Raw genomic sequence first — 25230 nt, forward strand, 5'->3', positions numbered from 1 at the left:
AGCGTCTGCCCGTATTCCCCCTTTAACACCCTGAGGTTCCAGATGAGTAAGCAAACCATTACTGTCATTAAAGGTGATGGCATAGGCCCGAGTATTGTCGAGGCTGCCATTGAAGTATTAACCAAAGCCGGTTGTGATTTTGACTACGAGTATGTTGATGCAGGCCTGACGGCACTGGAACAGACCGGAGAGCTGCTGCCACAGGCAACCCTGGATGCGATTGCCCGGAATAAAATTACCCTCAAAGGCCCGCTTACCACGCCGGTGGGTGATGGCTTTACTTCAATAAATGTAACCTTACGCAAAAAATTCAGCCTGTATGCCAATGTACGGCCGGTTATTTCGTTTAAAGGCACCAAAGCCCGTTACGAAAATATCGATATTATTACTATCCGTGAAAACACTGAAGGTATGTATTCCGGCCATCGCCAGCAAGTATCGGAAGACGGCCTGATTGCCGAAGCCAGCAGCATTATCACCCGCGAAGGTGCTGAGCGAATTGCCGTATTTGCCTTTGAAACTGCCCGACGCGAAAACCGTAAAAAAGTGACAATTGTCCATAAAGCCAATATTCTGAAATCAACCTCTGGTTTATTCCTGAAAACAGCCCGCGAAGTCGCCGCCCGTTACCCGGAAATTGAAACTCAGGAAATGATTGTCGACAACGCCTGTATGCAGCTGGTGATGAACCCGCAGCAGTTTGACGTTATTGTTACCACTAACTTGTTTGGTGACATTTTGTCGGATTTATGCGCGGGTTTAGTCGGTGGTTTAGGGATGGCACCAGGCGCCAACATTGGTAAAGACTGCGCCATCTTTGAAGCTGTACATGGCAGTGCGCCGGATATTGCAGGCAAAAACCTGGCTAACCCCAGTTCAGTGATCCTGGCGTCAATTCAAATGCTGGAATACCTGCAAATGCAGGACAAGGCAGAAAAAATCCGCGCCGCGCTGGCCGATGTAATTGCCAGTGGCGACAGAACCACCCGCGACTTAGGTGGCAGCTTTGGTACCACTGATTTTACCGCAGCGATGTTAGAGCGGTTATAATCGTTCTTGCAGAGGAAATAGCCGCCTGTTGGTGGCTATTTTTTTAACTGCCAAGGGCAGGAGTTAAAATGAGCGAACAACAAAACAACCCGTTACATGGCATTAAGCTGGAGCAAATTGTTAGCGCGCTGGTCGATCATTACGGCTGGCCAGAGCTCGCAAGGCGAATAGATATTAACTGCTTTAAAACCGACCCGTCAGTTAAAAGTAGCTTAAAATTTTTGCGCCGCACCCCCTGGGCCCGCGAAAAAACTGAAGCGCTGTTTATAGCCACTAATTTACATGTTGGGCTACAGCAGGAATAGTAAGCAAATACCTTGAGCAAAGCTGTCATCAACTTTTATCTGCCACTATTCGATTATATTAACAATTGGATCTGACCCCATTAGTTCCTTTTTTTGACTTAATTAGCTCCGACCTTTTCCCACTTTGGCTCCTAAAATATTCAGCGCCCTGCTCATTGTCGGTGCAATTACATTAACGCTTGGTAAATTGCCCTTCTGCCCCCAGTTTACTAATACGCCCAGTCAGTCCAGCAACGCAGTTCACCCAGGCGCTAAGGCCTTGCCCCTCTTTTAATGAGCTAACACCGGTTAGCGAAGTGCCATACCACCTAATTATTTACGGAGAAAAACATGTCGGACACTAACATCGAACTTATTTCCACCATTAGCGAAGACAACAAACTGGAACTTGCCCTGCGCGAGATTGAGATCCCTCAGCCCGGCGAAAACGACGTGGTTATCCGTATCGAAGCCGCCCCTATAAACCCGTCTGACCTGGGCGTGATGTTCAGCGCGGCGGATATGACCACTGCCAGCCAGTCCGGTAGCGCCGATCGCCCGCTCATCAATGCTGATGTCCCGGCCAGGTTGATGGCTGCCGTTAAAAAGCGGGTTGGTAAAGCTATACCCGTAGGCAATGAAGGGGCCGGTACCGTCATCGCTGTCGGCTCATCAGCTGCTGCGCAAAGCCTGATGGGCAAAACCGTTGCGGTAATTGGCGGTGGTAGCTACCGCAAATATCTCTGTGCCAATGTTCGAAGCTGTCTTGAACTGGAGCCGGATACCACTGCAGCTGAAGGTGCTTCGAGCTTTGTTAACCCGCTGACGGCCCTGACCATGGTAGAAACCATGCGCGCTGAAGGTCACAAGGCAATTGTTCACGCGGCCGCCGCCTCTAACCTCGGACAAATGCTTAACCGCATCTGTATCGCCGACGGTATCGACCTGGTTAATATCGTCCGCAAGCCGGAACAGGAAGCCTTGCTGCGCGACCAGGGTGCCAAATACGTGGTTAACTCCAGTAGTGACAGCTTTATGGCAGACCTTACTCAGGCACTAATCGACACCGGCGCGACTATCGCGTTCGACCCTATTGGTGGCGGTAAATTAGCGAGTGATATTCTCACCTGCATGGAAGCCGCCGTCACCCGCGATATCACTGAATACAGCGTGTATGGTTCTGACATCTATAAACAGGTTTATATTTATGGCGGGCTTGATCGCGGACCCATCACGCTAAACCGCAACTTTGGTTTTGCCTGGGGTGTGAACGGCTTTTTATTGTTTAATGCGTTGGGGAAACTAAGCAAGGAAACCACCATTTCTATGCGCAAACGCATAGCCGCCGAGATCAAAACGACCTTCGCCAGTCACTACACCCACGAAGTATCACTGGCCGGTGCTTTACAACTGGATGCGATAGCGGTTTATGGCAAACAGGCTACCGGAGAGAAGTTCTTAATCAAACCACAGAGCTAACATTTAATCTCTGGGCCGCAAGGCCATCCCAGGCTGCTGGCGTCAGTTTGACGCCAGCAGCCTGAAGCTGGTTAAAAATCAATGTCACTGACCCTTTTGATCAATTACAACCGTTTCACCATATAGTATTTACAACCGGTTTCAGGGTAGTTTTCCTGTACCCACTGCACGTGGTAACCATGTTTTTTATAAAATGGCATGGCTTGAAAATTTAAGGTATCGAGCAGACAATTTACACAGCCTCTCTTTTTAGCGGCCTGCTCTATGGTCTGCAATATTTTGCTGCCAATATCCTGTCCTCTCAAAGCTTCTGATACCCACAACGTATTAATCTGCAACCAATTGCCAAATGTCCTGCCTGCAGACCCGGCAATAACTTCACCATTGTCGTCTTTGACTTGCACCGCTATCGGCAGTCTTTCCTTCACCTCCCAATTCGCCCAGTTAAATTCAGCTATTTTCATATCCAGCAGGTCAATTAATGCTTGCTCGGGTTGATCTAACACTTCTATTCTCATCGCAATACTCATACAAATGAATTATTTCCGTCTCACTGCTTACATGTAGCTTGCCTGCAGCTCTTCAAAAAGTATTTCACTGCCACTATTGGATCCCATTAACAATTGGATCTGACCCCATAAGTTCATTGCTATTGCAGTCGATGTGAGTTACCACAAGCTGATCAATGCTTGTTAGATGAACATTGGGGTCTTTACTGTCTGAAAGCTTCTTGTTAATTACTTTAAATACCGAGTTTAACAACGCAATGTCGATGGCTACTCCTTCATTCGATTTGGCTATAACCTGATTGATAAAATTTAGCGTAAAGTCGCGCCCGTAGGTTCTTTCAACCTGAAGAAGTAAGAGAGGACCAAAAATATAACGTTGAGAATACTGATCTAAAGAAGTCATAGCGTGCTTCAAAGTATGAATATTTGACGTAGTGGGGTTTTCGGCAAGTGATTGTTGAAGCTCGCAAACTTTATTGTCTAGTGCTGCTTGTCCGAATTTTTCTCCGGTAGAAATAAGGGAAATATATTCAGCAATCGATTCATTAACAAGTAAGGATAGAGATCCGCCCTGAGACAAACCAGGCATACATAAGTGAGAATACTCATGAACTAAAAACGAAAAATCATCAACATAGTTGTCCAGATTATTACCTGACAAAAATGGTTTCAGGGTACTTTTGTTTCCTACTGATACAATGGCATTAGTTGACGCCCACATCCATGATCTTCTTCGATCAAGGCTTTCTAATTCAAGAAACATAAAGGGTACTTCACTACCTATGTCGCATGACAAGAGCGACTTTGTAGAGTCAATTACATCAGTCCAATTTGTTCCTATTGAAAAATGAGTATCTCTGTGCTGACTACTCTCGATGATATGAGTTCCTTGATATGCTGAGCTTTTATAGCTTCCAGCAACGAGCATTGGTGATGAAGGGTGTGTAGTCTTAAACTTTGCTTTCGGCCCGCTTCGTTCAATGTCTCCTGCGATATAAATAAGCGAACATGACGGACAATCAATAGTCAAATCATAGGTAACTAGATTGTGTACTTTATCATTTTTGTATGTAAAGAAAGTAGGAAATAAAGCGCTCTGTAATCCGTCTGTCCGCAATCCAGAATCATTAAAGGCGATATTCCCTTTCCAATCTTTTGCGGCTTGTTCGGAGCTTACGTAAACAGGAAATTTACCAGTATAAAGAAATGAAATTGATGAAGGAACGTAGTTACTTGATTGAGTGCCAGCAGTCGGTATCACATACGCAGACGACTCATAACGAGGACTTTCCTGCAGGCGTTTGTACGCTAATCTAACACCAGAGCCATCTCTTACCTCTTTAATATTAAGTCCATGATTTAACAGATATGCCGAATTCCCATCGAGTTCAAAATTTTCAAGTGTAATATCACCTGTGATAATTCCTTCTGAGATGTCTATTGTAAGCGTTCCTCGAATGGTAGGCACGCCTCTGGCCGGGAAACAAATTAAACATATCAGGACTACGATAAACGCTGTTTTAATCATTTTCATTTTTTTAAATTTTAGGGGCAGAACAAAATTATACAAAATAACTCCGGTGCGCAAGCATACCGGAGTTATGGTATTGATCAGGTTTGAAATGGGTATAGATAGGAGCAGACAGAGACACGCTGTTAGCTATGACCACTAGCCATTATAACTAGCCATTATAAATAGTGCCGCCGTCATTTAAGTAATCACCCAGTACCTTGGCGGCAGCTTCACGCTGCACTAACCGCACTACCTCGATGCCGGCATCGGCTAAGTATTGATAGCTACTGGCGTCGACCGGGCCTTCATCAAAGCCTATCGCTCTGGCATCGTCGGCGGTGGCTGCACACACCAAACGTTTTACCCCGCTCCATAGCGTGCCACCTAAGCACATGGCGCAGGGCTCACAGGAGGTAAACAACTCGCGCTTAACGCCATCAGCATTCAGGCTAAAGCTTTGTAACTGTTGCTCGGCCAGCATTATCGCGACCATTTCACCGTGGGCGGCTGAGTTATGCATTGGCATTACCCGGTTAACCCCGACACTTATCAGCTTGCCGCTGCTGCAATCAAAAATAGCGCTGCCAAAAGGGCCGCCAGTACCGCGCAGCACGTTTTGCTTGGATAGCTCTATTGCCAACGCCATTTTTTCGTCGTCATCAGCATAGGTTTTCTGCCAGTCGACGACCTCGTTAATCCACTCTGGCAACGCTATTGTTACCTGTTGTACTGCCGTCATAGAATTAATGCTCCGCCAGAGGTTTGCTGTAGGCTAATTCCATATCCCACGGCAGCTGGATCCAGGTATCCTGCTCAATATCAGTAACATAATGGTCTACTAACGGCTTACCCTGTGGCTTGGCATACACGGTAACAAAGCATGCCTGCGGAAAGTGTTCGCGCAGGGCGCGGGCGGTTTCCCCGGTATCAACTAAATCATCAACAATTAGCAGTTTGGCGTTATCCTGCAAACTGGCATCTTTTAAAATACGTAAACTGCCTTGTTTATCGTGCTCGTAGCTGGCAACACAAATACTATCAATCACCCGGATATTCAGCTCGCGGGCTAAAATAGCCGCCGGTACCAGGCCACCGCGGCTAACCGCGACTATGGCACTGAAATCCTGGCCCAGTAACTGTTGCGCCAGTTCTTTAGTGGCACGATGAAAGGCTTCCCAGGACACATAAAACATCTTATTGGTGGTAAGTGACATAATTTTTCCGGCCGCTTTTAAACTAAATGACTTATTAAATAGTTATATAAATAACTAGATTAATGACAAAGCAATTTCAACCATTTCATTGAAGCTGGTCTGGCGCAAATCGGCATCCAGCGCTTCACCGGTTCGGATATGATCGCTTACCGTTAAAATAGCCAGGGCATTAATGCCATACTCAGCTGCAACGCCATACAGACCCGCCGCTTCCATTTCAACCGCTAATACACCATATTTCTCCAGGGTATCGAACAGGGTTTCGCTTGGGTTGTAGAATAAATCAGAGGTAAAGACATTCCCTACCTTGACATTAATTTGTTTAGCACGGGCGGCATTTACCGCTTTTTCAAGCAAATCGTAGTTCGCTAATGCCGCAAAATCCATACCGGCCAGACGGTTGCGATTAACATTTGAATCCGTGCTGGCGCCCATGGCGATGACGACATCACGTACCTTCACTTCACGTGGTAAGGCACCACAGGAACCAATCCGGATAATATTTTTAACACCGTAGAATTTGGCTAATTCGGTCGCATACAGTGACATCGACGGCACACCCATGCCAGAGCCCAGTACGCTTACCTGCTTACCCTGATAAGTGCCGGTATAGCCAAACATATTGCGCACGGTATTAACGCAAACAGCATCGGTTAAAAAAGTTTCGGCAATATGTTTGGCCCGCAGCGGATCACCAGGCATTAATACCGTTTGGGCAAAAGCGTTGTCAGCAGCGTTAATATGAGGAGTAGCCATAATTTTCTCTTAATGTAATTTATCAATAAAGGAATCGCCATGCGCCATGGCGTCCAGCTTAAAATAATCGGCCAGGGTCTGGCCTATATCAGCAAAGCTCATGCGCTCGCCCAAATTAGTACTGGCAAGACCGGGCTGATATGCCAGTACCGGAATATATTCCCTGGTATGTTCGGTACCCGGCCAGGTAGGATCGCAGCCATGATCAGCAGTCATTAGCAGTAAAGTATCGGCAGCACAGGCATCAAGCAGCTCAGGCAAGCGGCTGTCGAAGTACTCCAATGCTTCGCCATAGCCAATTGCATCGCGGCGATGGCCGTAATTCTGGTCAAAATCAACCAGATTAGTAAACACCAGGCTGCGCTCTGGCTGCTTTTTCATTTGCAGTAGTGTGGTATCAATCAGTGCCGCCAGGCCTGTGGCTTTAATATTTTCGCTGATCCCCTGATGGGCATAGATATCAGCAATTTTACCAATACTGATTACCGTGCCACCTGCGCCGGTTAACTTATCCAGCACGGTAGGCGCCGGCGGTAATACCGAGTAATCCCGACGATTGCCGGTGCGGGCATAATTGTCCGGGCTATCGCCCAGAAACGGCCGGGCGATAACCCTGCCAATGTTGTACTCATCCAATAATTCGCGGGCAACCCGACAAAAACTCAGCAGCTTTTCCAGGCCAAAATGCTGTTCATGAGCGGCAACCTGAAATACGCTGTCAGCAGAGGTATAACATATGGGCTTACCGGTTTTAATATGTTCATCACCCAACTTACGCAGAATATCGGTACCTGACGCATGACAGTTACCTAAAATACCGCTCACCCCCGTACGCTGACACAATTCAGCAACCAGCTCTGGCGGAAAACTGTCGGTTTTCTGCTCAAAATAGCCCCAGTCAAATAATACCGGTACTCCGGCCATTTCCCAGTGGCCACTGGGTGTGTCTTTACCGCTGCTAAGCTCTCGGGCATAACCATAAGCCCCTACCGGCATGGCACTGTCGACGACTTGTGGTGCGGTGCCGGCAGCAGCGGTTGCCGCCTTTACCAGGCCCAAACGTGCCAGATTAGGTAACGCCAGCTGGCGGCCTTTTTGTTTCATAAACTCACGGGCAATGCTACCAAAAGTGTTAGCACCAACATCGCCAAAACGATCAGCATCAGGCGCGCTGCCAATACCAAAACTGTCCAGAACCAGGATTACCGCCTTTGCCATACTGTGGACTCCCACTGTAAAAATGCACCAGCCAAATCTGAGCGACTGCCTTACAGGCCAGCGTTGCCCAGATCCTGAATAAATAAAAAGGGCACGCACTTTAATATGCTACCCGGCGTTTTACAAGTTTAACTATTACTTTGGGGCTTCAGCGGGCTTTTAGCAAGCTTTAGCGCCAGCAAGCAGCCGACAAAAAACGGCGCAAAAGCGCCGTTTTTGATCCTACATAATTTACAGCTTTATTGCGGTAACTGCTGGTATCCCATGTTGTACAGAGTAAAACTGAAAATATCAGCAGCTTGGTCAATTACCATTGACACAGGCATGCCAGCGCCGTGGCCAGCATTAACGTCAATCCGGATTAATTGTGGATTAACCTTAGTTGCTTTTGCTTGCAACTCTGCTGCAAATTTAAAAGAATGCGCAGGTACTACCCGGTCATCGTGATCAGCCGTGGTTACCATAGTGGCCGGGTACGTTACCCCTTCCTTCACATTATGCACCGGCGAATAACCCTTTAAATACTGAAACATGTCAGCAGACTGCTCAGCAGTGCCATAGTCGTAAGCCCAGCCGGCACCTGCGGTAAAGGTATGATAGCGCAGCATGTCCAGTACACCTACTGCAGGCAACGCCACCTGAAACAGCTCTGGCCGTTGGGTCATAGCCGCGCCTACCAGTAAACCACCGTTAGAGCCGCCGCGAATAGCCAGCTTGCCTGCAGAAGTGTACTGTTGTTGCTGCAAATACTCTGCGGCAGCAATAAAGTCATCGAACACGTTTTGTTTTTGCAGTTGCACCCCGGCAGTATGCCAGGCCTTACCGTATTCGCCGCCACCGCGCAGGTTTGCTACCGCATAAACACCGCCCATTTCCATCCACACCGCATTTGCTACGCTGAAAGAGGGGGTCAGGCTGACATTAAAGCCACCATAACCATACAAAATAGTCGGGTTGGTGCCGTCTTTTTTCAGGCCTTTTTTATAACTGATAATCATCGGCACTTTTGTGCCATCTTTTGAGGTATAGAAAACCTGCTCTGAGGTATAGCTTTCCGGATTAAAGTCTATTTTCGGGCTGTTATATAAATCAGATTTGCCGCTATCAGGCTGCAAAGCATAAATGCTGGATGGCGTTGTATAGTTAGCAAACGAATAATACAACTGCTCAGCGTCTTTTTTGCCACTGAAACCACCGGCACTGCCAACACCCGGTAGTTCGATATCGCGGATATGTTTACCGCTGTAATCATATTGCTTTACCTTGGCTATGGCATCGACCATATAGTTGGCAAACAAGTAGCCCGCGCCTTTGCTGATCCGCAACACATTGTCAGTTTCCGGGATCAATTCCTGCCAGTTATCAGGGGTCGGCCTGGCAGCAGACGTTACCACAACTTTACGATTGGGGGCATTTAGATTAGTCACCAGATATAACTTATCGCCTTCGTTATCCAGTAAATTAGTATCAGAGTCGGTATGATCCAAAATAGTAACGAATTCACTATTTTCTTTGGTTAAATCTTTTAAAAATAATTTATTACCTGAGGTGGATACCGCAGCTGACACCAGCAGGTATTTATCGTCTTCCGTTACCGCTGCGCCAACATAACGATGCTTCTGCTCTGCAATCCCACCAAACACCACCTGGTCGTCGCTTTGCGCCGTTCCCAGCTTATGGAAGTAAAGTTTATGCTGGTCGGTCATTGCCGACAATTCACTGCCCTCTGGCTTGTCATAACTGGAATAAAAGAAGCCATCATTGCCTACCCAGGAAATACCACTGAACTTAACATCGATTAGGGTGGGCTCCAGCTGCTCTTTAGTTTTGGCATCAATAACGATTATTTTACGCCAGTCGCTGCCACCTTCCGAGATAGCATAAGCGGCCAGGCTGCCATCACGGGAAAACTCAATATCAGCAAGCGATGTAGTGCCATCTTCGCTGAAGGTATTAGGGTCTAAAAATACTTCCGCTGCACCGCCGTCTTTTTGCCGGTACAACACAAACTGGTTTTGTAAGCCGTCGTTTTTGTAAAAGTAATGATAGTCACCCTCTTTAAAAGGCGCGCCAATCCGTTCAAAATTCCAGGATTTCTCTAACTTGGCACGGACCTCGTCCCGAAAAGGGATCTGTTTCAGGTAAGAGAACGTCACCTCGTTCTGGGCTTTTACCCAGGCTTCAGTCTCGCTGCTGCGATCATCTTCCAGCCAGCGATAAGGATCAGCGACATTGTTTCCGAAATAGTTGTCTACGGTGTCACCCATTCGGGTATCGGGGTATTGCAGCTGCTGACGTTGCTCAGTACTCACGGTGATATCCTGGCTTGTTGTTACATCTTGTTTAGCGCCGCCACATGCGCTGAGCATAGCCGCCGCTAACACGGTAATAGCATATTTCATGGAAACTCCGATGTTGATGTTTTTGTAATTGTTATTAGATTTATTTTTTGAAAAACGGGCTTGAGCTTAGCAAACTTAAAGCCGGCTGCCTATTTCAACTAACTGAAATTTATGTGGACTCAAAGCGAAGTACCGGGTAATCGAAGATTACGCCGGGCAGAAAAAGCAAAACGCCAGCATTTCGCTGGCGTTTTAACTTTAGTGGTGCCCAGAGGCGGAATCGAACCACCGACACGCGGATTTTCAATCCGCTGCTCTACCGACTGAGCTATCTGGGCAAAAACGTTGTGCTGGTAAAATTATGCTGCGCTATGCCGCCTTATGGCTGCAACTACGCAGTGAACTGAACAAGACACCAAAATGATGGTGCCCAGAGGCGGAATCGAACCACCGACACGCGGATTTTCAATCCGCTGCTCTACCGACTGAGCTATCTGGGCAATGCGGGTCGTATTAAACGGATTTTGCCAAGCTAAGTCAACAGATTTTTTCTAAAAGCATTGCAACCGGACAGGGATTAACCAAAGGGTGCTGCTTTGTTCGCCACCTGTTAAAATTAACACTGCGCCAACTATCAAAAACTTGTTACACTGTATCCAGTTAACAGGCATGCCGTACAATGCATTTAAATGGACAGCTGATGGAAAAAACCTCTTACACTAAACCAATGTTTCGCCGCCTGGCTTTAATGGCCCTGCTGATCCTGTTATTGCAAGCTGCGTTGTTTACATTATTCACCTTGCCCGAACAGAACCGGGATGAAAATCAATTAGCCCGCCTGACAGCCGAAACGACTATTCTGGCCAGCGCCTTAAGTACGCCACTTCGTAATGATGATACCAAGGCTGCGGAGCAAATGCTGCTGCAAGCGCGCAATGCTGACAGTAGCCGCGCTATTTATTTGTATCGCCAAAGCAATCAACAACTGGAACTGATAGCCAATACCGTCAATCTGGCTAATTTCGTGCCGCAACCTGAACTTGCCAATCGCGAAATGAGACAAGGAAATTACTTAATCGTCAGCAGAATAGTCAATAACGATGTTAAAACCCTGCTGGTTAACGTTCTTTACATTCAACCAACCAGTCAATTGCCAATGTTACTGGCGTTCATCTGCAGTGTTGTAGCCGGCGTGTTGCTTAGTCTGAGCTTTGCTTATGCCATTTCAGTTTATTTTAACCGTAAACTTTCGCCGTTAGTAAGCAGCACCAAAACAGCACTGGACAAAAACTTGTTTGACGGCAGCGTTGAGAGCCATGCCCATGATGGTTTTGGCATGTTGGGTAGTTACATTAACCAACTGTTCCGGCGTATTGAACAAGGGCAACAGGCACTGAAAGGGTCAGAGACCGATATTGCCCAGTTAAAGCAGGAAGTTGATACCAGAATTAAAGAACGTACTGATGCGCTGGAGACCGCCAAATTAACTGCCGAACGCGCTAATGAAGCAAAATCGACCTTTTTAGCTACGATGAGCCATGAAATTCGCACCCCAATGAACGGTATTATCGGCACTATTGATTTGCTCAGAAAAACCCAGTTATCCACCTCCCAGTTCAGAATGACCGACACTATCCGTGAGTCATCCTTTTCGTTGTTACGCATTCTGGACGATATTCTGGATTTCTCGAAAATTGAGGCAGGCAAACTGGAACTCGAGAATATTCCGGTATCGTTGGTCGATATTATCGAGGCAGTTGGCCGTATTTTGGTTTCAGTGGCCTATCAGCGCCAAATTGATTTAAAGCTGTATATTGACCCGAAGATCCCAGACGGCTTATTTGGTGATCCGGTGCGGTTACGCCAGATATTATATAACCTGGCTGGCAACGCCATTAAGTTCACCGAAACCACACCGCAGAAAACCGGAGTGGTGGTGATCCGGGCTGATTTACTGGAAGAGAACATGGAGTTTAGTCAAATCCAGTTTAGTATTGTTGATAACGGCAGAGGTATGACCCAGCGCCAGATCAATTACGTGTTTCATCCGTTTAACCAGGCTGAAGGCTCTATCACCCGTAAGTTTGGGGGCACCGGCCTCGGACTATCAATTTGTCAGCGTCTGACCTCACTGATGTACGGCGATATTGACGTGCAAAGCGAAGTAGGTAAAGGCACTGAATTTAAAGTCAGGATCCCGATGCGACGCTCAGACGAAATTGAGTATGTCGGTACCGAATTGCTGCGTGATATTCATATTTGCCTGTTTACCCAGGATAGCGATAATCAGGAACATTTAAGCAGTTATTTACGCCATGGCCATGCGGATCTTGATGTTGTAAACAGCATCGAAGCGCTTTACCACCGGGCATCACAACAGAAGCCGTTGCCGCCAAAACAAGCTGCTGTTTGGGTGCTTGACGCCACCTATGAGCAAATTTCAGCCGAAGACATTAACAAATTGCAGGCAGTGCCTGAACTGGAACGGGTGCAATTTATTGTTATTACTAATCAGGTTGAATTATCAGAACACAGTAATGAGCGAACCTACTACCTGCATAGTTCACCAATATGCCGTAGCCACTTATACGACGCTATTTTAGTTGCAGCCAGGCGCAAAGATAAACCCAAGCCGCAACAAACCTCCAATCTTAATTTAAGTAAAGGCGCGCCGGATATTGAAACCGCAAGGCGTAACCGCCAGCTTATTTTACTGGCTGAAGACAATATGATGAACCAGCGGGTGATTGTTGATCAGCTTAATGCGCTGGGTTATGCGGTGGAAGTGGCTGACGATGGTGCCATTGCCCTGGAAATGTGGCGCCGTTATCACTATCCACTGGTGCTGACCGACTTACATATGCCAAACATGAGTGGTTACGATTTAGCTATCGCTATCCGCAAAGAAAGCCTGCACCGTCAGGATGACAGTAACTTCAGCCGGATTGTTGCCGTAACCGCGAACGCCTTAAAAGGTGAAGAGCAAAAATGTATCAGCATCGGTATGGATGGCTATATTACCAAGCCATTAGAACTGGTAACCCTGGAAACTATGCTTAACCGCTGGTTACCGGCTACTGAGCAAAAAACCACTACCAGTTCTGGCAAAGGTAATGGCAACACCGCTGAACCGGCTCAACAGCCCTCCCCCATTTGTTTTACTACTATTGCCAATTTTCTGGGGAATGAACCATCCAAGCATGAAGAATTCCTGAACTACTTTGTCAAACACGGCAAAGAGTTGCTTAGCGGGTTGAAAACCCAGGCAGAGGCTCATAATCGCAGCGGGGTCAGGGCGGTTGCACATCAATTTAAATCGGTGGCAAAAAGTGTCGGTGCGTTGAGCCTGTCGGCTGAAGCACTGAAACTTGAGCAAGCCGCAGAAAACAGTGACTGGTCAGTTATTAATGAATATGCGCGGGTAATGCAGGACAAATACCAGGATGTGGTAAATTATGTGCGCCATCGCTATTAATCCTGCGACAGGGTGTTCAGTACGTTGCTAAGCCTCATCAATAAAAAAACCGGTAATAACTACCGTTTTTTTGTATTGAGCCACCCTAATATATTAGCTGGCCGAGGTGTCAAGCGGCGCAAAGCTTTTAACTAACTGGTCAAGCTGCTGCATCTGGCTCAGGTAACCTTCAAGCTTAGCCAATGGTAAAGCGCAGGGGCCGTCACACTTTGCCTGATCGGGATCAGGATGGGCTTCGATAAACAAGCCTGCTAAACCCAGTGCCATACCAGAGCGCGCCAGTTGCGCAGCCTGGGCACGCCGGCCGTCAGCTGAGTCAGTGCGGCCACCTGGTTTTTGTAACGCATGAGTAGCATCAAAAATTACCGGCGCAAATTGTTTCATTTCGTCCATACCCAGCATATCCACTACCAGGTTGTTATAACCAAAACAACTGCCGCGCTCACACAAAATAACCTTGTCATTACCTGCTTCGGCAAACTTGGTGATGATGTGCCGCATTTCATGGGGTGCCAGAAACTGCGGCTTCTTAACATTAATGACTGCACCGGTTTTGGCCATCGCCACCACTAAATCAGTTTGCCGGGCTAAAAATGCCGGCAACTGAATAACATCAACCACTTCTGCCACCGGAGCAGCTTGCCAGGGTTCATGTACGTCGGTTATCAAGGGTACGTTGAAGGTACTTTTAATTTCAGCAAAGATCTTCAAGCCTTCGTCCAGACCAGGCCCCCGGTATGAATGAACAGATGACCGATTGGCCTTATCAAAAGAGGCCTTAAACACATAAGGTATCCCTAACTTAGCGCATACAGTGACGTAGTGTTCGGCAATCCGCATCGCCATATCCCGCGACTCAAGCACATTCATGCCGCCAAACAGTACAAATTGGTTCTGGTTATTTACTGCAAGGTTACCGACCCTGACGGTTTGTTGTTCCATAGTATTCCAGCAATCTCGTTAAATTAAAGCGGTAAAAAAACCGGTTGTTTACTCAAAGCAACCCGCACCATCAATCCCAGCCAGCCTAATGCTCCCAAAAAGCATAACCAGCGAATAGCAATGGTGCGCCCCCGCAGTGCCATCACTGTCAGTGCAATGTAAGCAAGCAAGGCAATGAACTTCTCGGTCAGCCAGCTATTTACAAAAGGGTATTGATTAATGGTCAGCATTAAGGCTACTGCTGATAAAATCAATAATGTATCAATCAGGTGAGGGCCTGTTTTCAGCAGTTTGCTCTGCAGTAACGGCGAGTCTTTGAGCATCATGCCAAAACGAATAAATAACAAAATAACACTTAATACAACCATCAGCAGGTGCAGATGTTTAAACGCCATATACATACAACAGAGTCCTTAGTCTTGCAGCCAACACGGCAGCCTAATCTTCATTATCAGGATATTTCTGTAAAATCGCTTCGAGCTTTTCCACCCGCTGCTGAAACAATTCAACCAATTTAGGTTCAAAATGCTTGCCCGATTCAGCAACAATTTTAGCCACCACTTCATCTAAACCCCAGGCCTGCTTGTAGCAGCGACGATGACGCAATGCATCATATACATCAGCCAGGGCAGCAATCCGGCCATAGATATGGATTTCCTCGCCCTTTTTACCCGCAGGGTAACCGGTACCATCCCACTTTTCATGATGGTCCTGAGCAATGATGGCACCGGCTTGAATAATAACACGTTTTGAATCTTTCAAAATGTCATAGCCAATGTTGGAATGGGTTTTCATCACCTCCCATTCACCGCCGTTGAGCTTGGTCGGTTTATTTAATATGCCATCAGGGATCCCCACTTTGCCAACATCGTGTAGTGGCGAGGCATACATTAATCGCTCAGCTTCTTCTTCACTCAAACCATAGGCTTTAGCGAGGTCATAACAAATAAAAGCCACCCGCCGCACATGATTGCCGGTTTCGATAGAACGATGTTCAACTGCTTCACTCAGCCGATAAACGATTTCCCGTTGGGTATCTTCAATTTCATGTTGTAACTGCACATTTTCGTAGGCTATTTGCACATTCTGAGCGAACAATTCAATCAGTTTTTTCTGATTATCACTGATTTGCCCCGGTAAGCCGGAAATATACAGCAAAGAGCCGTGGGTAAACTTGCTGCAACAGTAAGCCACCAGGTAATTATCACGATAGACAATACTACGACTACCCAGCGCACTCTCAAAGGCCGCCAGCAAATCGTTACTCAGTACATCTTGCACCGGTTTGCCCTCTTTTCTGGCAAACTGGCCCTGCCCGGCAAATACGACTAAGTCGTGTGGATCCGCATCGGCACGCACATTTCCTGCAACCAGCGATGAGCTGGCCAATAACGCATTTTCATGGCTGCCCAGAATAGATGTTAGTTGCTGCAACACACCGTCGATAAACTGTTCCATAGAATGTGAGGAGAATAAATCGATAGAAGCATTAATAATTTTTTCCAGACCCTGGCGGCTTTGCTCCAGCGACAAAATATCCCGATACGAGCGCAGGCTGAACATAATAACGGTAAATAACTTTTGCGCAGTAAGTTCGGTTTTTGATTTGTAATCATTGATATCGTAATTGACAATCACCTGACGTTCAGGAGCCTGCCCGGGTTGGCCGGTTCGCAAAATAATTCGCACATGGTCATTTTTCAGCTCTTCCCGCACATGCCTGGCAACCAGCAAACCCGCATCATCGGTTTCCATCACCACATCCAGCAAAATGATGGCGGTATCCGGATGAGCCGCAATTAACTCCCTGGCCTCGGCACCGGAATACGCACTGATAAACTCCAGGGTTTTATTATTAAAGCTGAAGTCACTGAGGGCCCGTTTGGTAACAGTGTGAACCTCTGGTTCATCATCAACGATTAAAACTTTCCAGTGGCCATGGTTGACTACCTCGGTCGGTTCAGACTCGTCAGCAAACAAAAACTCATCATTCATAAGACTGGCTCCGGAATCAGATTAGTATCAGCAAAGCACTACAATCAGAACAGCTCTATAAATAGTTATATGCGTTAATGGCTTGCTGGTCAAAACTTTGTTACAAAACCATTAGCCGCTAAGACAACCACCGCTGATCCGCCAGTTATTGCCGTAATCTTTACGTGACTGTACCTGCTTAAACCCGGCGGCTATTAATAATTGCTGAACAGCCTGTGCCTGATTGTAACCATGCTCCAGCCACAGCCATCCTTGCTCCGTCAAATAAGCCGGTGCCTGCTGACAAATCGCCGCTAAATCGGCCAGACCTTGCCCGGCCGCCACTAGCGCCGATACAGGCTCAAAGTGCAGTGCGACCAGATGCGGGTCGTCAGGTTCAATATATGGGGGGTTACTGACAATCAGCTCAAACTGCTGGCCTTGCAGCGCATCAAACCAGTCACTTTGTAATACCGTACAATTATTTGCTGCTAAACGTTTGGCGTTGCGCCGGGCAAGTTCAACTGCTGCAGCAACTTTATCGGCAGCTGTTACCTGCCAGGAAGGTTGGTTACATGCCAGCGCCAGAGCAATAGCACCAGTGCCTGTACCTAAGTCCAGTACTCTGGCCGTTGCCGGCAGCGCTAGTGACAACACCTGCTCCACCAATAACTCAGTGTCAGGCCTTGGGATCAAGGTGCAGGGTGCGACCTCAAGCTCAATATTCCAAAACGGCCAGTTACCAATAATATAAGCTATTGGCTCATCCTGCAGCGCCCGGCTAAGCAGCTGGTTTAGTGCCTGCAGATTGACATCGCTGAGCTTCTCGTCACCATGACTATACAAATAACTGCTGCTGACATTTAGCTGATGGCATGCTAACAACCTGGCGTCGTCAGCCGCCAGTAAAGATATGTCCTGAAGTTGCCGGGTTGCCTGTTGCAGCCATTGCGCCAGGGTCATATCAACGGTTTTCGTCAGCCAGTGCTGCCAGTAAGTCAGCCTGATGTTCCTGATTAAGCGGTTCCAGCACGAGTTCCAGATCGCCCTCCATCACTTCATTCAACCGATAAATGGTCAGGTTAATCCGATGGTCAGTTAAGCGGCCTTGCGGGAAGTTGTAAGTACGGATCCGTTCAGAGCGATCACCGCTACCGACCAGTGAGCGTCGGGTCGACTCTTCCGTCAGCCGGCGTTTTTCATCTTCAGCAGCCTGAATTCGGGACTGCAAAACACTCATGGCACGGGCCCGGTTTTTATGCTGCGAGCGCTCATCCTGACACTCCACTACAATACCTGTAGGTAAGTGGGTAATACGAATCGCCGAGTCGGTGCGGTTAACGTGCTGACCACCTGCACCAGAGGCCCGGAACGTATCGACTTTTAAGTCTGCCGGGTTTATTTCGATGGCTTCGCTTTCCGGAATTTCAGGCATAATAGCGACGGTACAGGCTGAGGTGTGTACCCGGCCCTGTGATTCAGTTGCCGGTACCCGTTGTACCCGGTGGCCACCGGATTCAAATTTCAGCACGCCGTAAGCTCCTTCCCCCTGAACACTGACAATCACTTCTTTAAAGCCTCCATGTTCGCCTTCACTGGCACTGATCACTTCCAGTTTCCAGCGCTGGCGCTCAGCAAAACGGCTATACATCCGGAATACATCACCGGCAAAAATAGCGGCTTCATCACCACCGGCGCCGGCACGGATCTCAATAAAACAACTATTGTTGTCATGAGGATCTTTAGGCAACAACAGCAGTTGCAGCTCTTTTTCAAGATGTTCAATAGCAGTCCGGGCACTTTTATATTCTTCCTGCGCCATTTCCCGCATATCAGGGTCGCTGTCTTTCTGCATTTCTTCCGCTGCGGCTAAATCCTGCTGCGCCTGACGAAAGCGGTTAAAGGCGTTACTCACGTCTTCCAGTTGACTGTATTCTTTAGACAGCTCACGAAAACGCTTCTGATCGCCAATTACCCCAGGGTCGCTTAATAACGCCTGTACTTCTTCATGCCGTTCCACCAAGCCTTCCAGCTTGCGGTATACCGATTCTTTCATGTTAGGTCTGTTACCTGTTTAAATATCTAATAAACTGTTGATCAGTGCCTGCGGCTCGCTGGCCTCTTGTTGCAGTAACTGACGAATGGTTTTAGTGGGGCTGTGCATCAGCCTGTTACTTAGTTTGTTGGCCAGTTCAGCCAGCACTTTCTCGGCATCCTGGCCGGCAGCCAGCTGGTTCAGCGCCCGGCCCAGCAATTCGGTTTTAATTTGCTCACAGCGTTGCCGGTAATCGCGCACCCAGTCAACACTGCCTTGTAACTGCAGCCACTGCAGAAAATCTTCTGCCCCCAACCTAATCATGGCTCCAGCCTGCTCTGCCGCTTGCTGACGGGAACTGACATTTTGCGCCACTATACTTTGCAAGTCGTCTACCGTATATAAGTACGCATCTTCCAACTCGCCGACCTGCTGCTCAATATCACGTGGCACGGCTAAATCAACCAGAAACATTGGTTTATGCCGGCGCTTCTTTAACGCCTGCTCTACCATGCCCTTGCCTACTATTGGTAAGGTACTGGCGGTAGAGCTGATGACAATATCGGCCTGCGGCAATTGCGCCGGCACCTGCGATAACGTAATCACTTTGGCATTAAACTGCTCTGCCAGCAGCACTGCCCGCTCATAGGTGCGGTTGGCTACGGTTAGCTCGCGGGCGCCTTGCTCTGCCAGATGGCGGGCGACTAATTCAATGGTTTCACCTGCGCCAATCAATAACACCTGGACTTTTTCCAGCTTACCAAATATCTGTTTGGCTAAACTGACCGCAGCAAAAGCGACTGATACCGCATTGGCACCAATGTCAGTATTGGTGCGAACATCTTTGGCTACTGCAAAGGTTTTCTGAAATAAGCGTTCAAACTGTGGATTAATGGTACCGGCCTGGCGTGACTGGTTATAAGCCTGCTTTACCTGGCCTAAAATCTGCGGCTCACCCAGCACCAGCGAATCAAGCCCCGCCGCCACCCGCATCAGGTGCTCGGCAGCCTGGCGATCATGATGCAGGTACAGGTGCGGCTGCAGTTCATTTACATTTAACTGATGAAACTGCGCCAACCAGGCAACGACCTGTTCCGCCTGCTGATTGGTACCGTTAAAATACAACTCAGTTCGATTACAGGTCGACAGAATAACCGCGTCGCTTACCGCCGTGGCAGTAGCCAGTTCACGCAAGGCTTCATGCACCTGCTCCGGGGCGAATGCCACTTTCTCCCGTAAGCCAACCGGTGCTGTTTTATGATTAATGCCTAGTGCAAAGATGGCCATCACCTGTATCATCAAGTTTGTCAGGGGCGAATTGTACGAAAAACCCCATATTAAGAAAAGCGTAACTAAGGACTTTCAGCGTGTCAGCACCAATTAAGTGGTTAACTCTGGTCGGATTATTACTAATAACCAGTGGTTGCAGCCTGTTTTCAAAACCCGCACCAGTAAAAGCATTGGACAATCAAACCCGGTTAGCACAGATAACCGCTATCACCCAGTATACCGTGCAGGCTTCTGTTGGTATTAAAACCCCGGATGAAACAATCAGTGGCAATCTGACCTGGCAACAGCATAACACCGAACACTATAAAGCGCGGCTGGCTAATTTTTTAGGCATAAGTTTATTTCAGTTAAGCAATGACTCACAAGGCAGCAGTATTTTACTGCGCGGTGAACACTATCAGGCTGTCGATACCAGCAGTTTATTGTGGCAACTTGCCGGCTGGTCAATGCCGCTGGCCGATATGCCGCTATGGCTAAAAGGTATACCGGGAGCGGCGGCAACGGCCATTGAGTATGATGAACTTGGCAGGGTGCAGGCATTTCAGTTAGTTGATAGCACGGGTATTGTCTGGCAACTTCGTTATCAGAGCTTTTATACTGATCAACTGGCGCTGCCACAGAAAATTAATTTAAGCAGCGAAGACACTAACATTAGTTTTCACATCCGGAGCTGGCAATTATGACTTTAAGCCTGCCTGCAGTAGCCAAGCTTAACCTGTTTTTACATATTACCGGCCGCCGGGACGACGGCTACCATAATTTACAAACGTTATTTCAGTTGCTGGACGTTGGCGATGAGCTGCATTTTAGCCCGCGTCCCGACAATCAGTTAAACCTGCAGTGTAATGACCTGAGCCTGCAGGGGCCGGATAATCTGATTATCAAAGCGGGTCGCTTATTGCAGCAACATACTGGGTGCATGCTTGGCTGCGATATTGTGCTGGATAAAAAATTACCAATGGGCGGCGGTCTTGGCGGCGGCTCATCAGATGCAGCCACCACCTTGCTGGCGTTAAACGCCTTATGGCAACTAAAACTAAGCACGGAGCAACTGGCGGCACTGGGGCTGCAACTCGGCGCCGATGTACCACTGTTTGTCCGGGGTTTCAGCGCTTTTGCCGAAGGCGTAGGCGAAAAATTAGTACCTGTGCAACTACCGGAAAAAACCTATTTAGTGGTAACACCACCCTGCCACATTAGTACCGCAGAGATTTTTCAGCATCCTGATTTAATTCGTAACAGCCCATCGCTTAGTCTGGATACGCTGTTTAACAGTCCCTGGCGCAATGATTGCCAACCGCTGGTCGAACAGCTGCAGCCGATTGTTGCAATAACCTTACAGTGGTTGGTAGAATATGCGCCGTGTCGAATGACGGGTACTGGCGCCAGTGTGTTCGCCGAATTTCCGGACGCGGCCAGTGCTCAGCATGCCCTAGCTCATCTGCCGGCAAGCTGTCGCGGATTTATTGCAAAGGGAGTCAACCAGTCGCCTGTAATGGCGGCGTTGGCAGATACGGAATTCAACGCCTGATGCCTGTAACACCGGCATTTAATGATTTAACCGGACTCACCACCGCCCTGAGGATCCTACTGTGCCCGACATGAAGGTTTTCGCTGGTAACGCCATACCAGAACTTGCTAACAAAATTGCCAGCCGTCTCTACATTAAACTGGGAGATGCCGACGTTGGCCGTTTCAGTGATGGCGAAGTTAGCGTACAAATCAATGAGAATGTTCGTGGTTCTGATGTTTTTATTATTCAGTCAACCTGCGCCCCAACCAATGACAACTTAATGGAATTAATTGTAATGGTAGATGCTCTACGGCGCGCTTCGGCCGGCCGGATCACTGCCGTTATTCCTTATTTTGGTTATGCCCGTCAGGACCGCCGGGTACGCTCGGCCCGGGTGCCTATCACAGCCAAAGTTGTCGCTGACTTCTTATCGAGTGTTGGTGTCGATCGGGTGTTAACCGTCGATTTGCACGCTGAACAGATCCAGGGTTTCTTCGACGTACCGGTAGACAACGTGTTTGCCAGCCCGGTATTGCTGGAAGATATGCGCAAAAAGTCACTGGTGTCTCCGGTGGTAGTATCGCCGGATATCGGTGGTGTTGTGCGGGCCCGGGCAGTGGCCAAACTACTGAACGATGCTGATTTAGCCATTATTGATAAACGCCGGCCAAAGGCAAATGTGTCGCAGGTCATGCATATTATCGGTGATGTCAAAGACCGTGACTGTATTATCGTTGACGATATGATTGATACCGGCGGCACCTTATGTAAAGCAGCAGAAGCCCTGAAAGAACAAGGCGCCAAACGGGTATTTGCTTACGCAACCCACGCGGTGTTCTCAGGCAATGCGCCGGAAATCATTTCCAATTCAGTTATTGATGAGCTGATTATCACTGATACCATTCCGCTGTCAGAAGCGATGAAAGCAGTTAGCAAAGTACGTCAGCTTACCTTAAGTGAACTGATGGCAGAGTGTATTCGCCGGATCAGCAACGAAGAATCTATTTCATCAATGTTTGACTAAAACCGTCATCCGTTTCTTTTAAGGCGCCTGTCGGCGCCTTTTTCATTTGCAGCCGTCGGGTGCTGGTGGTAATATGTCGCGCCTTTTGAAGGGGCAATCAGGTTGGGGCTGGTCGCAAGCCGCAACAAAAATCACTTTATTGGAGTACATCATGTCTGATGCAATTTTCACGTTAACTGCAGAAGTCCGTACTGACCTGGGGAAAGGTGCGAGCCGCCGCCTGCGTCACGAAGACAAAGTTCCAGCCATCATTTATGGCGGACATAAAGATGCCTTATCTATCACTTTAGAGCACTCTAAGCTGTTAAAAGCGCAAAGCTTTGAAGCATTTTATTCTCACATCCTGACTATCACTGTTGGTAAAGAGAAGATCCAGGCTATCGTTAAAGATATGCAACGTCACCCGTATAAGCCAAAAATCATGCACGTTGACTTCCAACGCGTTGAAGCTGGCCACGAGCTGACCACTATCGTTCCGGTTCACTTCTTAAACGAAGAAATGCCAGTCAAAAAAGGCGGCGTGGTAATTCATGCCCTGAACGAAATTGAAATCAGCGTATTACCAAAAGACTTACCAGAATTTATCGAAGTAGATCTGGCGGATGTTGAAGTAGGTACAACCTTGCACCTGACTGACATTAAAGCACCTAAAGGTGTTACTTTTGTTCAGTTAACCAAAGGTGAAGGCCATGACCTGCCAGTGGTATCTGTGAACAAGCCAGCTGGTAAAGCCGTTGATACAGAAGAAGAAACTGAAACTGCCGAGTAATGTCTGACGCATTACCTGCCAATGTTCAGTTAATCGTGGGCCTGGGTAATCCAGGCCCCGAATACCAGCATACCCGGCATAACGCCGGGGCCTGGTTTGTAGAAAAGCTGGCTCATGCCTTTAATGTCAGCCTGAAAAATGACAGTAAGTTCTTTGGTTATACCGGTAAATTCATCTGTGCCGGCCAGGAATTTAAACTGCTTATCCCCTCTACCTATATGAATCTCAGCGGTAAAGCCGTATTGGCCATGGCCCAGTTTTATAAGCTGGCACCGGAAAACATTCTGGTGGCCCATGATGAGCTGGCACTTGAGCCTGGCATTGCTAAATTTAAACTCGGTGGCGGTCATGCTGGCCATAACGGTTTACGCGATATTATGGCGCGCTTGAGTAACAACCCGAATTTTTACCGGTTACGCCTCGGCATTGGTCATCCCGGCCATAAAGATCAGGTTACCGGTTTTGTGCTGGGCAAGGCCCCGGCCAGTGAACAAAAGTTAATTGATGCCAGCATTGATGAAGCAGTAAGTTGCTTTGACATTCTGGCGCGTGATGGCTTGGTCAAAGCCCAACATCGCTTACATAGTTTTAAAGCCAGCTAGCCTTGCGGCCAGCAACACAGCCTGAAGGAAAATTATTATGGGTTTCAAATGTGGTATTGTCGGCCTGCCTAACGTCGGTAAGTCTACCTTGTTTAATGCGTTAACCAAGGCAGGCATTGAAGCAGCCAACTTCCCGTTTTGCACCATAGAGCCCAATACCGGTGTAGTACCGGTGCCTGATTTACGGCTGGATAAACTGGCTGAAATTGTTAAACCGCAACGGGTCATTCCCACCACCATGGAATTCGTCGATATTGCCGGGCTGGTAAAAGGCGCCTCCAGAGGTGAAGGCCTCGGTAATAAGTTTCTGGCTAATATTCGTGAAACCGACGCCATTGGCCATGTGGTGCGCTGCTTTGACGATGAAAACATTATTCACGTTGCCGGCAAAATAGACCCGGCTGATGACATTGATACCATTAATATGGAGTTGGTACTGTCTGATATGGATAGTGCCGAGCGCGCTATTTTCCGGGTAAGTAAAAAAGCCAAAGGCGGCGATAAAGACGCCAAAGCAGAAATGCTGGTGCTGGAGAAAGTAAAAGCCCATTTGGAGCAAGGCAATACCTTACGTCAGCTGGAGCTGGATAAGGAAGAAAAAGCGCTGATTGCCTATATGAACTTTTTAACCATTAAACCGACCATGTACATTGCCAACGTCACTGACGATGGTTTTGAAAATAACCCTTATTTAGATATAGTGCAGGCCATAGCTGATAAAGAAGGCGCCATCGTAGTACCGGTATGCGCGGCGATAGAATCAGAAATTGCTGAGCTGGAAGATGACGAAAAGGCCGAGTTTATGACCGATATGGGCCTGGAAGAGCCAGGTTTAAACCGGGTTATTCGCGGCGGCTACTCACTATTAAGCTTACATACTTATTTTACCGCCGGGGTGAAAGAAGTGCGGGCCTGGACTGTGGCCATTGGAGCCACCGCACCACAAGCCGCCGGCGTTATTCACACTGACTTCGAAAAAGGTTTTATCCGCGCCGAAGTGGTCGGCTACGATGATTTTGTTAACTTTAAAGGCGAAGCCGGTGCCAAAGAAGTCGGTAAATGGCGGCTGGAAGGCAAAGATTACATTGTTAAAGATGGCGATGTCATGCATTTTCGCTTTAACGTCTAATGCTGTTTTCGCTATAAAAAAGCCGCTGCCACTGCAGCGGCTTTTTTTATCTAACCGGGTTTTGCGTATAAAAACAGCAAACACACCCATCCAAAGCACTAATCGTAAAAAA

The 25230-nt window shown here is 47.8% G+C and carries 23 protein-coding genes and 2 tRNA genes; 10 read left to right on the forward strand and 15 right to left on the reverse strand.

Going from position 1 to position 25230, the window contains the following annotated elements:
- Positions 1-42: 42 nt before the first annotated feature.
- The 3 genes from H141_RS0103745 to H141_RS0103755 all read left to right on the forward strand — a co-directional run bounded on the left by H141_RS0103745 (position 43) and on the right by H141_RS0103755 (position 2813).
- Positions 43-1050 carry an isocitrate dehydrogenase gene (locus tag H141_RS0103745; protein WP_019674909.1) on the forward strand — a complete coding sequence of 336 codons (1008 nt, stop codon included), beginning with the start codon at positions 43-45 and terminating at the stop codon, positions 1048-1050.
- A gap of 68 nt (positions 1051-1118) precedes the next feature.
- Positions 1119-1355: a VF530 family protein gene (locus tag H141_RS0103750; RefSeq protein ID WP_019674910.1), complete on the forward strand. Its 237-nt coding sequence runs from the start codon at positions 1119-1121 to the stop codon at positions 1353-1355.
- A 330-nt stretch (positions 1356-1685) separates the two neighbouring features.
- Positions 1686-2813, forward strand: coding sequence for a zinc-binding dehydrogenase (locus H141_RS0103755; protein ID WP_019674911.1), 1128 nt, complete (start codon positions 1686-1688; stop codon positions 2811-2813).
- Between the two features lie 104 nt (positions 2814-2917).
- Here the strand turns inward: H141_RS0103755 and H141_RS0103760 are convergent, their stop codons facing one another.
- The 9 genes from H141_RS0103760 to H141_RS0103800 form a co-directional block, all read right to left on the reverse strand.
- Positions 2918-3343: a GNAT family N-acetyltransferase gene (locus H141_RS0103760; RefSeq protein ID WP_019674912.1), complete on the reverse strand. Its 426-nt coding sequence runs from the start codon at positions 3341-3343 to the stop codon at positions 2918-2920.
- A gap of 73 nt (positions 3344-3416) precedes the next feature.
- Complete coding sequence (locus H141_RS0103765) at positions 3417-4892, reverse strand: hypothetical protein (protein WP_019674913.1); 1476 nt, start codon at positions 4890-4892, stop codon at positions 3417-3419.
- Between the two features lie 112 nt (positions 4893-5004).
- Positions 5005-5574 (reverse strand): nucleoside deaminase, encoded by a 570-nt coding sequence (locus H141_RS0103770; protein WP_019674914.1) that lies wholly within the window; start codon positions 5572-5574, stop codon positions 5005-5007.
- A gap of 4 nt (positions 5575-5578) precedes the next feature.
- Complete coding sequence (gene gpt / locus H141_RS0103775; protein ID WP_019674915.1) at positions 5579-6049, reverse strand: xanthine phosphoribosyltransferase; 471 nt, start codon at positions 6047-6049, stop codon at positions 5579-5581.
- 54 nt (positions 6050-6103) lie between these two features.
- Entirely contained in the window at positions 6104-6805 is a 702-nt protein-coding gene (gene deoD, locus H141_RS0103780) for a purine-nucleoside phosphorylase (protein ID WP_019674916.1), read from the reverse strand.
- A gap of 9 nt (positions 6806-6814) precedes the next feature.
- The gene (locus tag H141_RS0103785; protein ID WP_019674917.1) at positions 6815-8023 is read right to left on the reverse strand and encodes a phosphopentomutase; all 1209 of its coding nucleotides are present in this window, start codon (positions 8021-8023) and stop codon (positions 6815-6817) included.
- A 239-nt stretch (positions 8024-8262) separates the two neighbouring features.
- The gene (locus H141_RS0103790; protein WP_019674918.1) at positions 8263-10425 is read right to left on the reverse strand and encodes a prolyl oligopeptidase family serine peptidase; all 2163 of its coding nucleotides are present in this window, start codon (positions 10423-10425) and stop codon (positions 8263-8265) included.
- Between the two features lie 202 nt (positions 10426-10627).
- A tRNA-Phe gene (locus H141_RS0103795) sits at positions 10628-10703 on the reverse strand.
- An 86-nt stretch (positions 10704-10789) separates the two neighbouring features.
- Positions 10790-10865, reverse strand: a tRNA-Phe gene (locus H141_RS0103800).
- Positions 10866-11065: 200 nt separating this feature from the next.
- Between H141_RS0103800 and H141_RS0103805 the strand changes: the two genes are divergently transcribed.
- Positions 11066-13840 (forward strand): hybrid sensor histidine kinase/response regulator, encoded by a 2775-nt coding sequence (locus H141_RS0103805; RefSeq protein WP_026349211.1) that lies wholly within the window; start codon positions 11066-11068, stop codon positions 13838-13840.
- Between the two features lie 93 nt (positions 13841-13933).
- On the opposite strand, the gene kdsA is transcribed toward H141_RS0103805, so the two are convergent.
- The 6 genes from kdsA to hemA all read right to left on the reverse strand — a co-directional run bounded on the left by kdsA (position 13934) and on the right by hemA (position 20078).
- Positions 13934-14782: a 3-deoxy-8-phosphooctulonate synthase gene (kdsA, locus tag H141_RS0103810; RefSeq protein WP_019674920.1), complete on the reverse strand. Its 849-nt coding sequence runs from the start codon at positions 14780-14782 to the stop codon at positions 13934-13936.
- Between the two features lie 23 nt (positions 14783-14805).
- Positions 14806-15183, reverse strand: coding sequence for a SirB2 family protein (locus tag H141_RS0103815; protein ID WP_019674921.1), 378 nt, complete (start codon positions 15181-15183; stop codon positions 14806-14808).
- Between the two features lie 37 nt (positions 15184-15220).
- A complete protein-coding gene (locus tag H141_RS0103820) occupies positions 15221-16777 on the reverse strand; it encodes a DUF3369 domain-containing protein (RefSeq protein ID WP_019674922.1) in 1557 nt (518 codons plus the stop codon).
- A 111-nt stretch (positions 16778-16888) separates the two neighbouring features.
- Positions 16889-17719: a peptide chain release factor N(5)-glutamine methyltransferase gene (gene prmC, locus H141_RS0103825; protein ID WP_019674923.1), complete on the reverse strand. Its 831-nt coding sequence runs from the start codon at positions 17717-17719 to the stop codon at positions 16889-16891.
- A gap of 1 nt (position 17720) precedes the next feature.
- Complete coding sequence (prfA, locus tag H141_RS0103830) at positions 17721-18812, reverse strand: peptide chain release factor 1 (RefSeq protein ID WP_019674924.1); 1092 nt, start codon at positions 18810-18812, stop codon at positions 17721-17723.
- An 18-nt stretch (positions 18813-18830) separates the two neighbouring features.
- Positions 18831-20078: a glutamyl-tRNA reductase gene (hemA, locus tag H141_RS0103835; protein ID WP_019674925.1), complete on the reverse strand. Its 1248-nt coding sequence runs from the start codon at positions 20076-20078 to the stop codon at positions 18831-18833.
- A gap of 80 nt (positions 20079-20158) precedes the next feature.
- On the opposite strand from hemA, the gene lolB reads away from it, so the two are divergent.
- The 6 genes from lolB (at position 20159) to ychF (ending at position 25118) form a co-directional block, all read left to right on the forward strand.
- Entirely contained in the window at positions 20159-20764 is a 606-nt protein-coding gene (gene lolB / locus H141_RS0103840; protein WP_019674926.1) for a lipoprotein insertase outer membrane protein LolB, read from the forward strand.
- Complete coding sequence (gene ispE, locus H141_RS0103845) at positions 20761-21612, forward strand: 4-(cytidine 5'-diphospho)-2-C-methyl-D-erythritol kinase (protein ID WP_019674927.1); 852 nt, start codon at positions 20761-20763, stop codon at positions 21610-21612. Before lolB ends, ispE begins: the two co-directional genes overlap by 4 nt.
- A gap of 70 nt (positions 21613-21682) precedes the next feature.
- Positions 21683-22618 carry a ribose-phosphate pyrophosphokinase gene (locus H141_RS0103850; RefSeq protein ID WP_019674928.1) on the forward strand — a complete coding sequence of 312 codons (936 nt, stop codon included), beginning with the start codon at positions 21683-21685 and terminating at the stop codon, positions 22616-22618.
- A gap of 151 nt (positions 22619-22769) precedes the next feature.
- Complete coding sequence (locus tag H141_RS0103855) at positions 22770-23387, forward strand: 50S ribosomal protein L25/general stress protein Ctc (RefSeq protein ID WP_026349214.1); 618 nt, start codon at positions 22770-22772, stop codon at positions 23385-23387.
- Positions 23387-23989, forward strand: a complete 603-nt coding sequence (pth, locus tag H141_RS0103860) for an aminoacyl-tRNA hydrolase (RefSeq protein ID WP_019674930.1) — start codon at positions 23387-23389, stop codon at positions 23987-23989. The genes H141_RS0103855 and pth overlap by 1 nt, the downstream gene beginning before the upstream one ends.
- Before the next feature lie 37 nt (positions 23990-24026).
- The gene (gene ychF, locus H141_RS0103865; protein ID WP_019674931.1) at positions 24027-25118 is read left to right on the forward strand and encodes a redox-regulated ATPase YchF; all 1092 of its coding nucleotides are present in this window, start codon (positions 24027-24029) and stop codon (positions 25116-25118) included.
- Positions 25119-25230: the final 112 nt, after the last annotated feature.

This window comes from Arsukibacterium perlucidum DSM 18276, from assembly GCF_000382165.1.
Taxonomy (GTDB): domain Bacteria; phylum Pseudomonadota; class Gammaproteobacteria; order Enterobacterales; family Alteromonadaceae; genus Alishewanella; species Alishewanella perlucidum.

Bases quoted from the DNA above. Each gene is read 5' to 3' on its own strand.
- H141_RS0103745 (WP_019674909.1), top strand. From the start codon at position 43: ATGAGTAAGCAAACCATTACTGTCATTAAAGGTGATGGCATAGGCCCG.
- H141_RS0103750 (WP_019674910.1), top strand. From the start codon at position 1,119: ATGAGCGAACAACAAAACAACCCGTTACATGGCATTAAGCTGGAGCAA.
- H141_RS0103755 (WP_019674911.1), top strand. From the start codon at position 1,686: ATGTCGGACACTAACATCGAACTTATTTCCACCATTAGCGAAGACAAC.
- H141_RS0103760 (WP_019674912.1), bottom strand. From the start codon at position 3,343: ATGAGTATTGCGATGAGAATAGAAGTGTTAGATCAACCCGAGCAAGCA.
- H141_RS0103770 (WP_019674914.1), bottom strand. From the start codon at position 5,574: ATGACGGCAGTACAACAGGTAACAATAGCGTTGCCAGAGTGGATTAAC.
- gpt (WP_019674915.1), bottom strand. From the start codon at position 6,049: ATGTCACTTACCACCAATAAGATGTTTTATGTGTCCTGGGAAGCCTTT.
- deoD (WP_019674916.1), bottom strand. From the start codon at position 6,805: ATGGCTACTCCTCATATTAACGCTGCTGACAACGCTTTTGCCCAAACG.
- H141_RS0103785 (WP_019674917.1), bottom strand. From the start codon at position 8,023: ATGGCAAAGGCGGTAATCCTGGTTCTGGACAGTTTTGGTATTGGCAGC.
- H141_RS0103790 (WP_019674918.1), bottom strand. From the start codon at position 10,425: ATGAAATATGCTATTACCGTGTTAGCGGCGGCTATGCTCAGCGCATGT.
- H141_RS0103805 (WP_026349211.1), top strand. From the start codon at position 11,066: ATGGAAAAAACCTCTTACACTAAACCAATGTTTCGCCGCCTGGCTTTA.
- kdsA (WP_019674920.1), bottom strand. From the start codon at position 14,782: ATGGAACAACAAACCGTCAGGGTCGGTAACCTTGCAGTAAATAACCAG.
- H141_RS0103815 (WP_019674921.1), bottom strand. From the start codon at position 15,183: ATGTATATGGCGTTTAAACATCTGCACCTGCTGATGGTTGTATTAAGT.
- H141_RS0103820 (WP_019674922.1), bottom strand. From the start codon at position 16,777: ATGAATGATGAGTTTTTGTTTGCTGACGAGTCTGAACCGACCGAGGTA.
- prmC (WP_019674923.1), bottom strand. From the start codon at position 17,719: ATGACCCTGGCGCAATGGCTGCAACAGGCAACCCGGCAACTTCAGGAC.
- prfA (WP_019674924.1), bottom strand. From the start codon at position 18,812: ATGAAAGAATCGGTATACCGCAAGCTGGAAGGCTTGGTGGAACGGCAT.
- hemA (WP_019674925.1), bottom strand. From the start codon at position 20,078: ATGGCCATCTTTGCACTAGGCATTAATCATAAAACAGCACCGGTTGGC.
- ispE (WP_019674927.1), top strand. From the start codon at position 20,761: ATGACTTTAAGCCTGCCTGCAGTAGCCAAGCTTAACCTGTTTTTACAT.
- H141_RS0103850 (WP_019674928.1), top strand. From the start codon at position 21,683: ATGAAGGTTTTCGCTGGTAACGCCATACCAGAACTTGCTAACAAAATT.
- H141_RS0103855 (WP_026349214.1), top strand. From the start codon at position 22,770: ATGTCTGATGCAATTTTCACGTTAACTGCAGAAGTCCGTACTGACCTG.
- pth (WP_019674930.1), top strand. From the start codon at position 23,387: ATGTCTGACGCATTACCTGCCAATGTTCAGTTAATCGTGGGCCTGGGT.
- ychF (WP_019674931.1), top strand. From the start codon at position 24,027: ATGGGTTTCAAATGTGGTATTGTCGGCCTGCCTAACGTCGGTAAGTCT.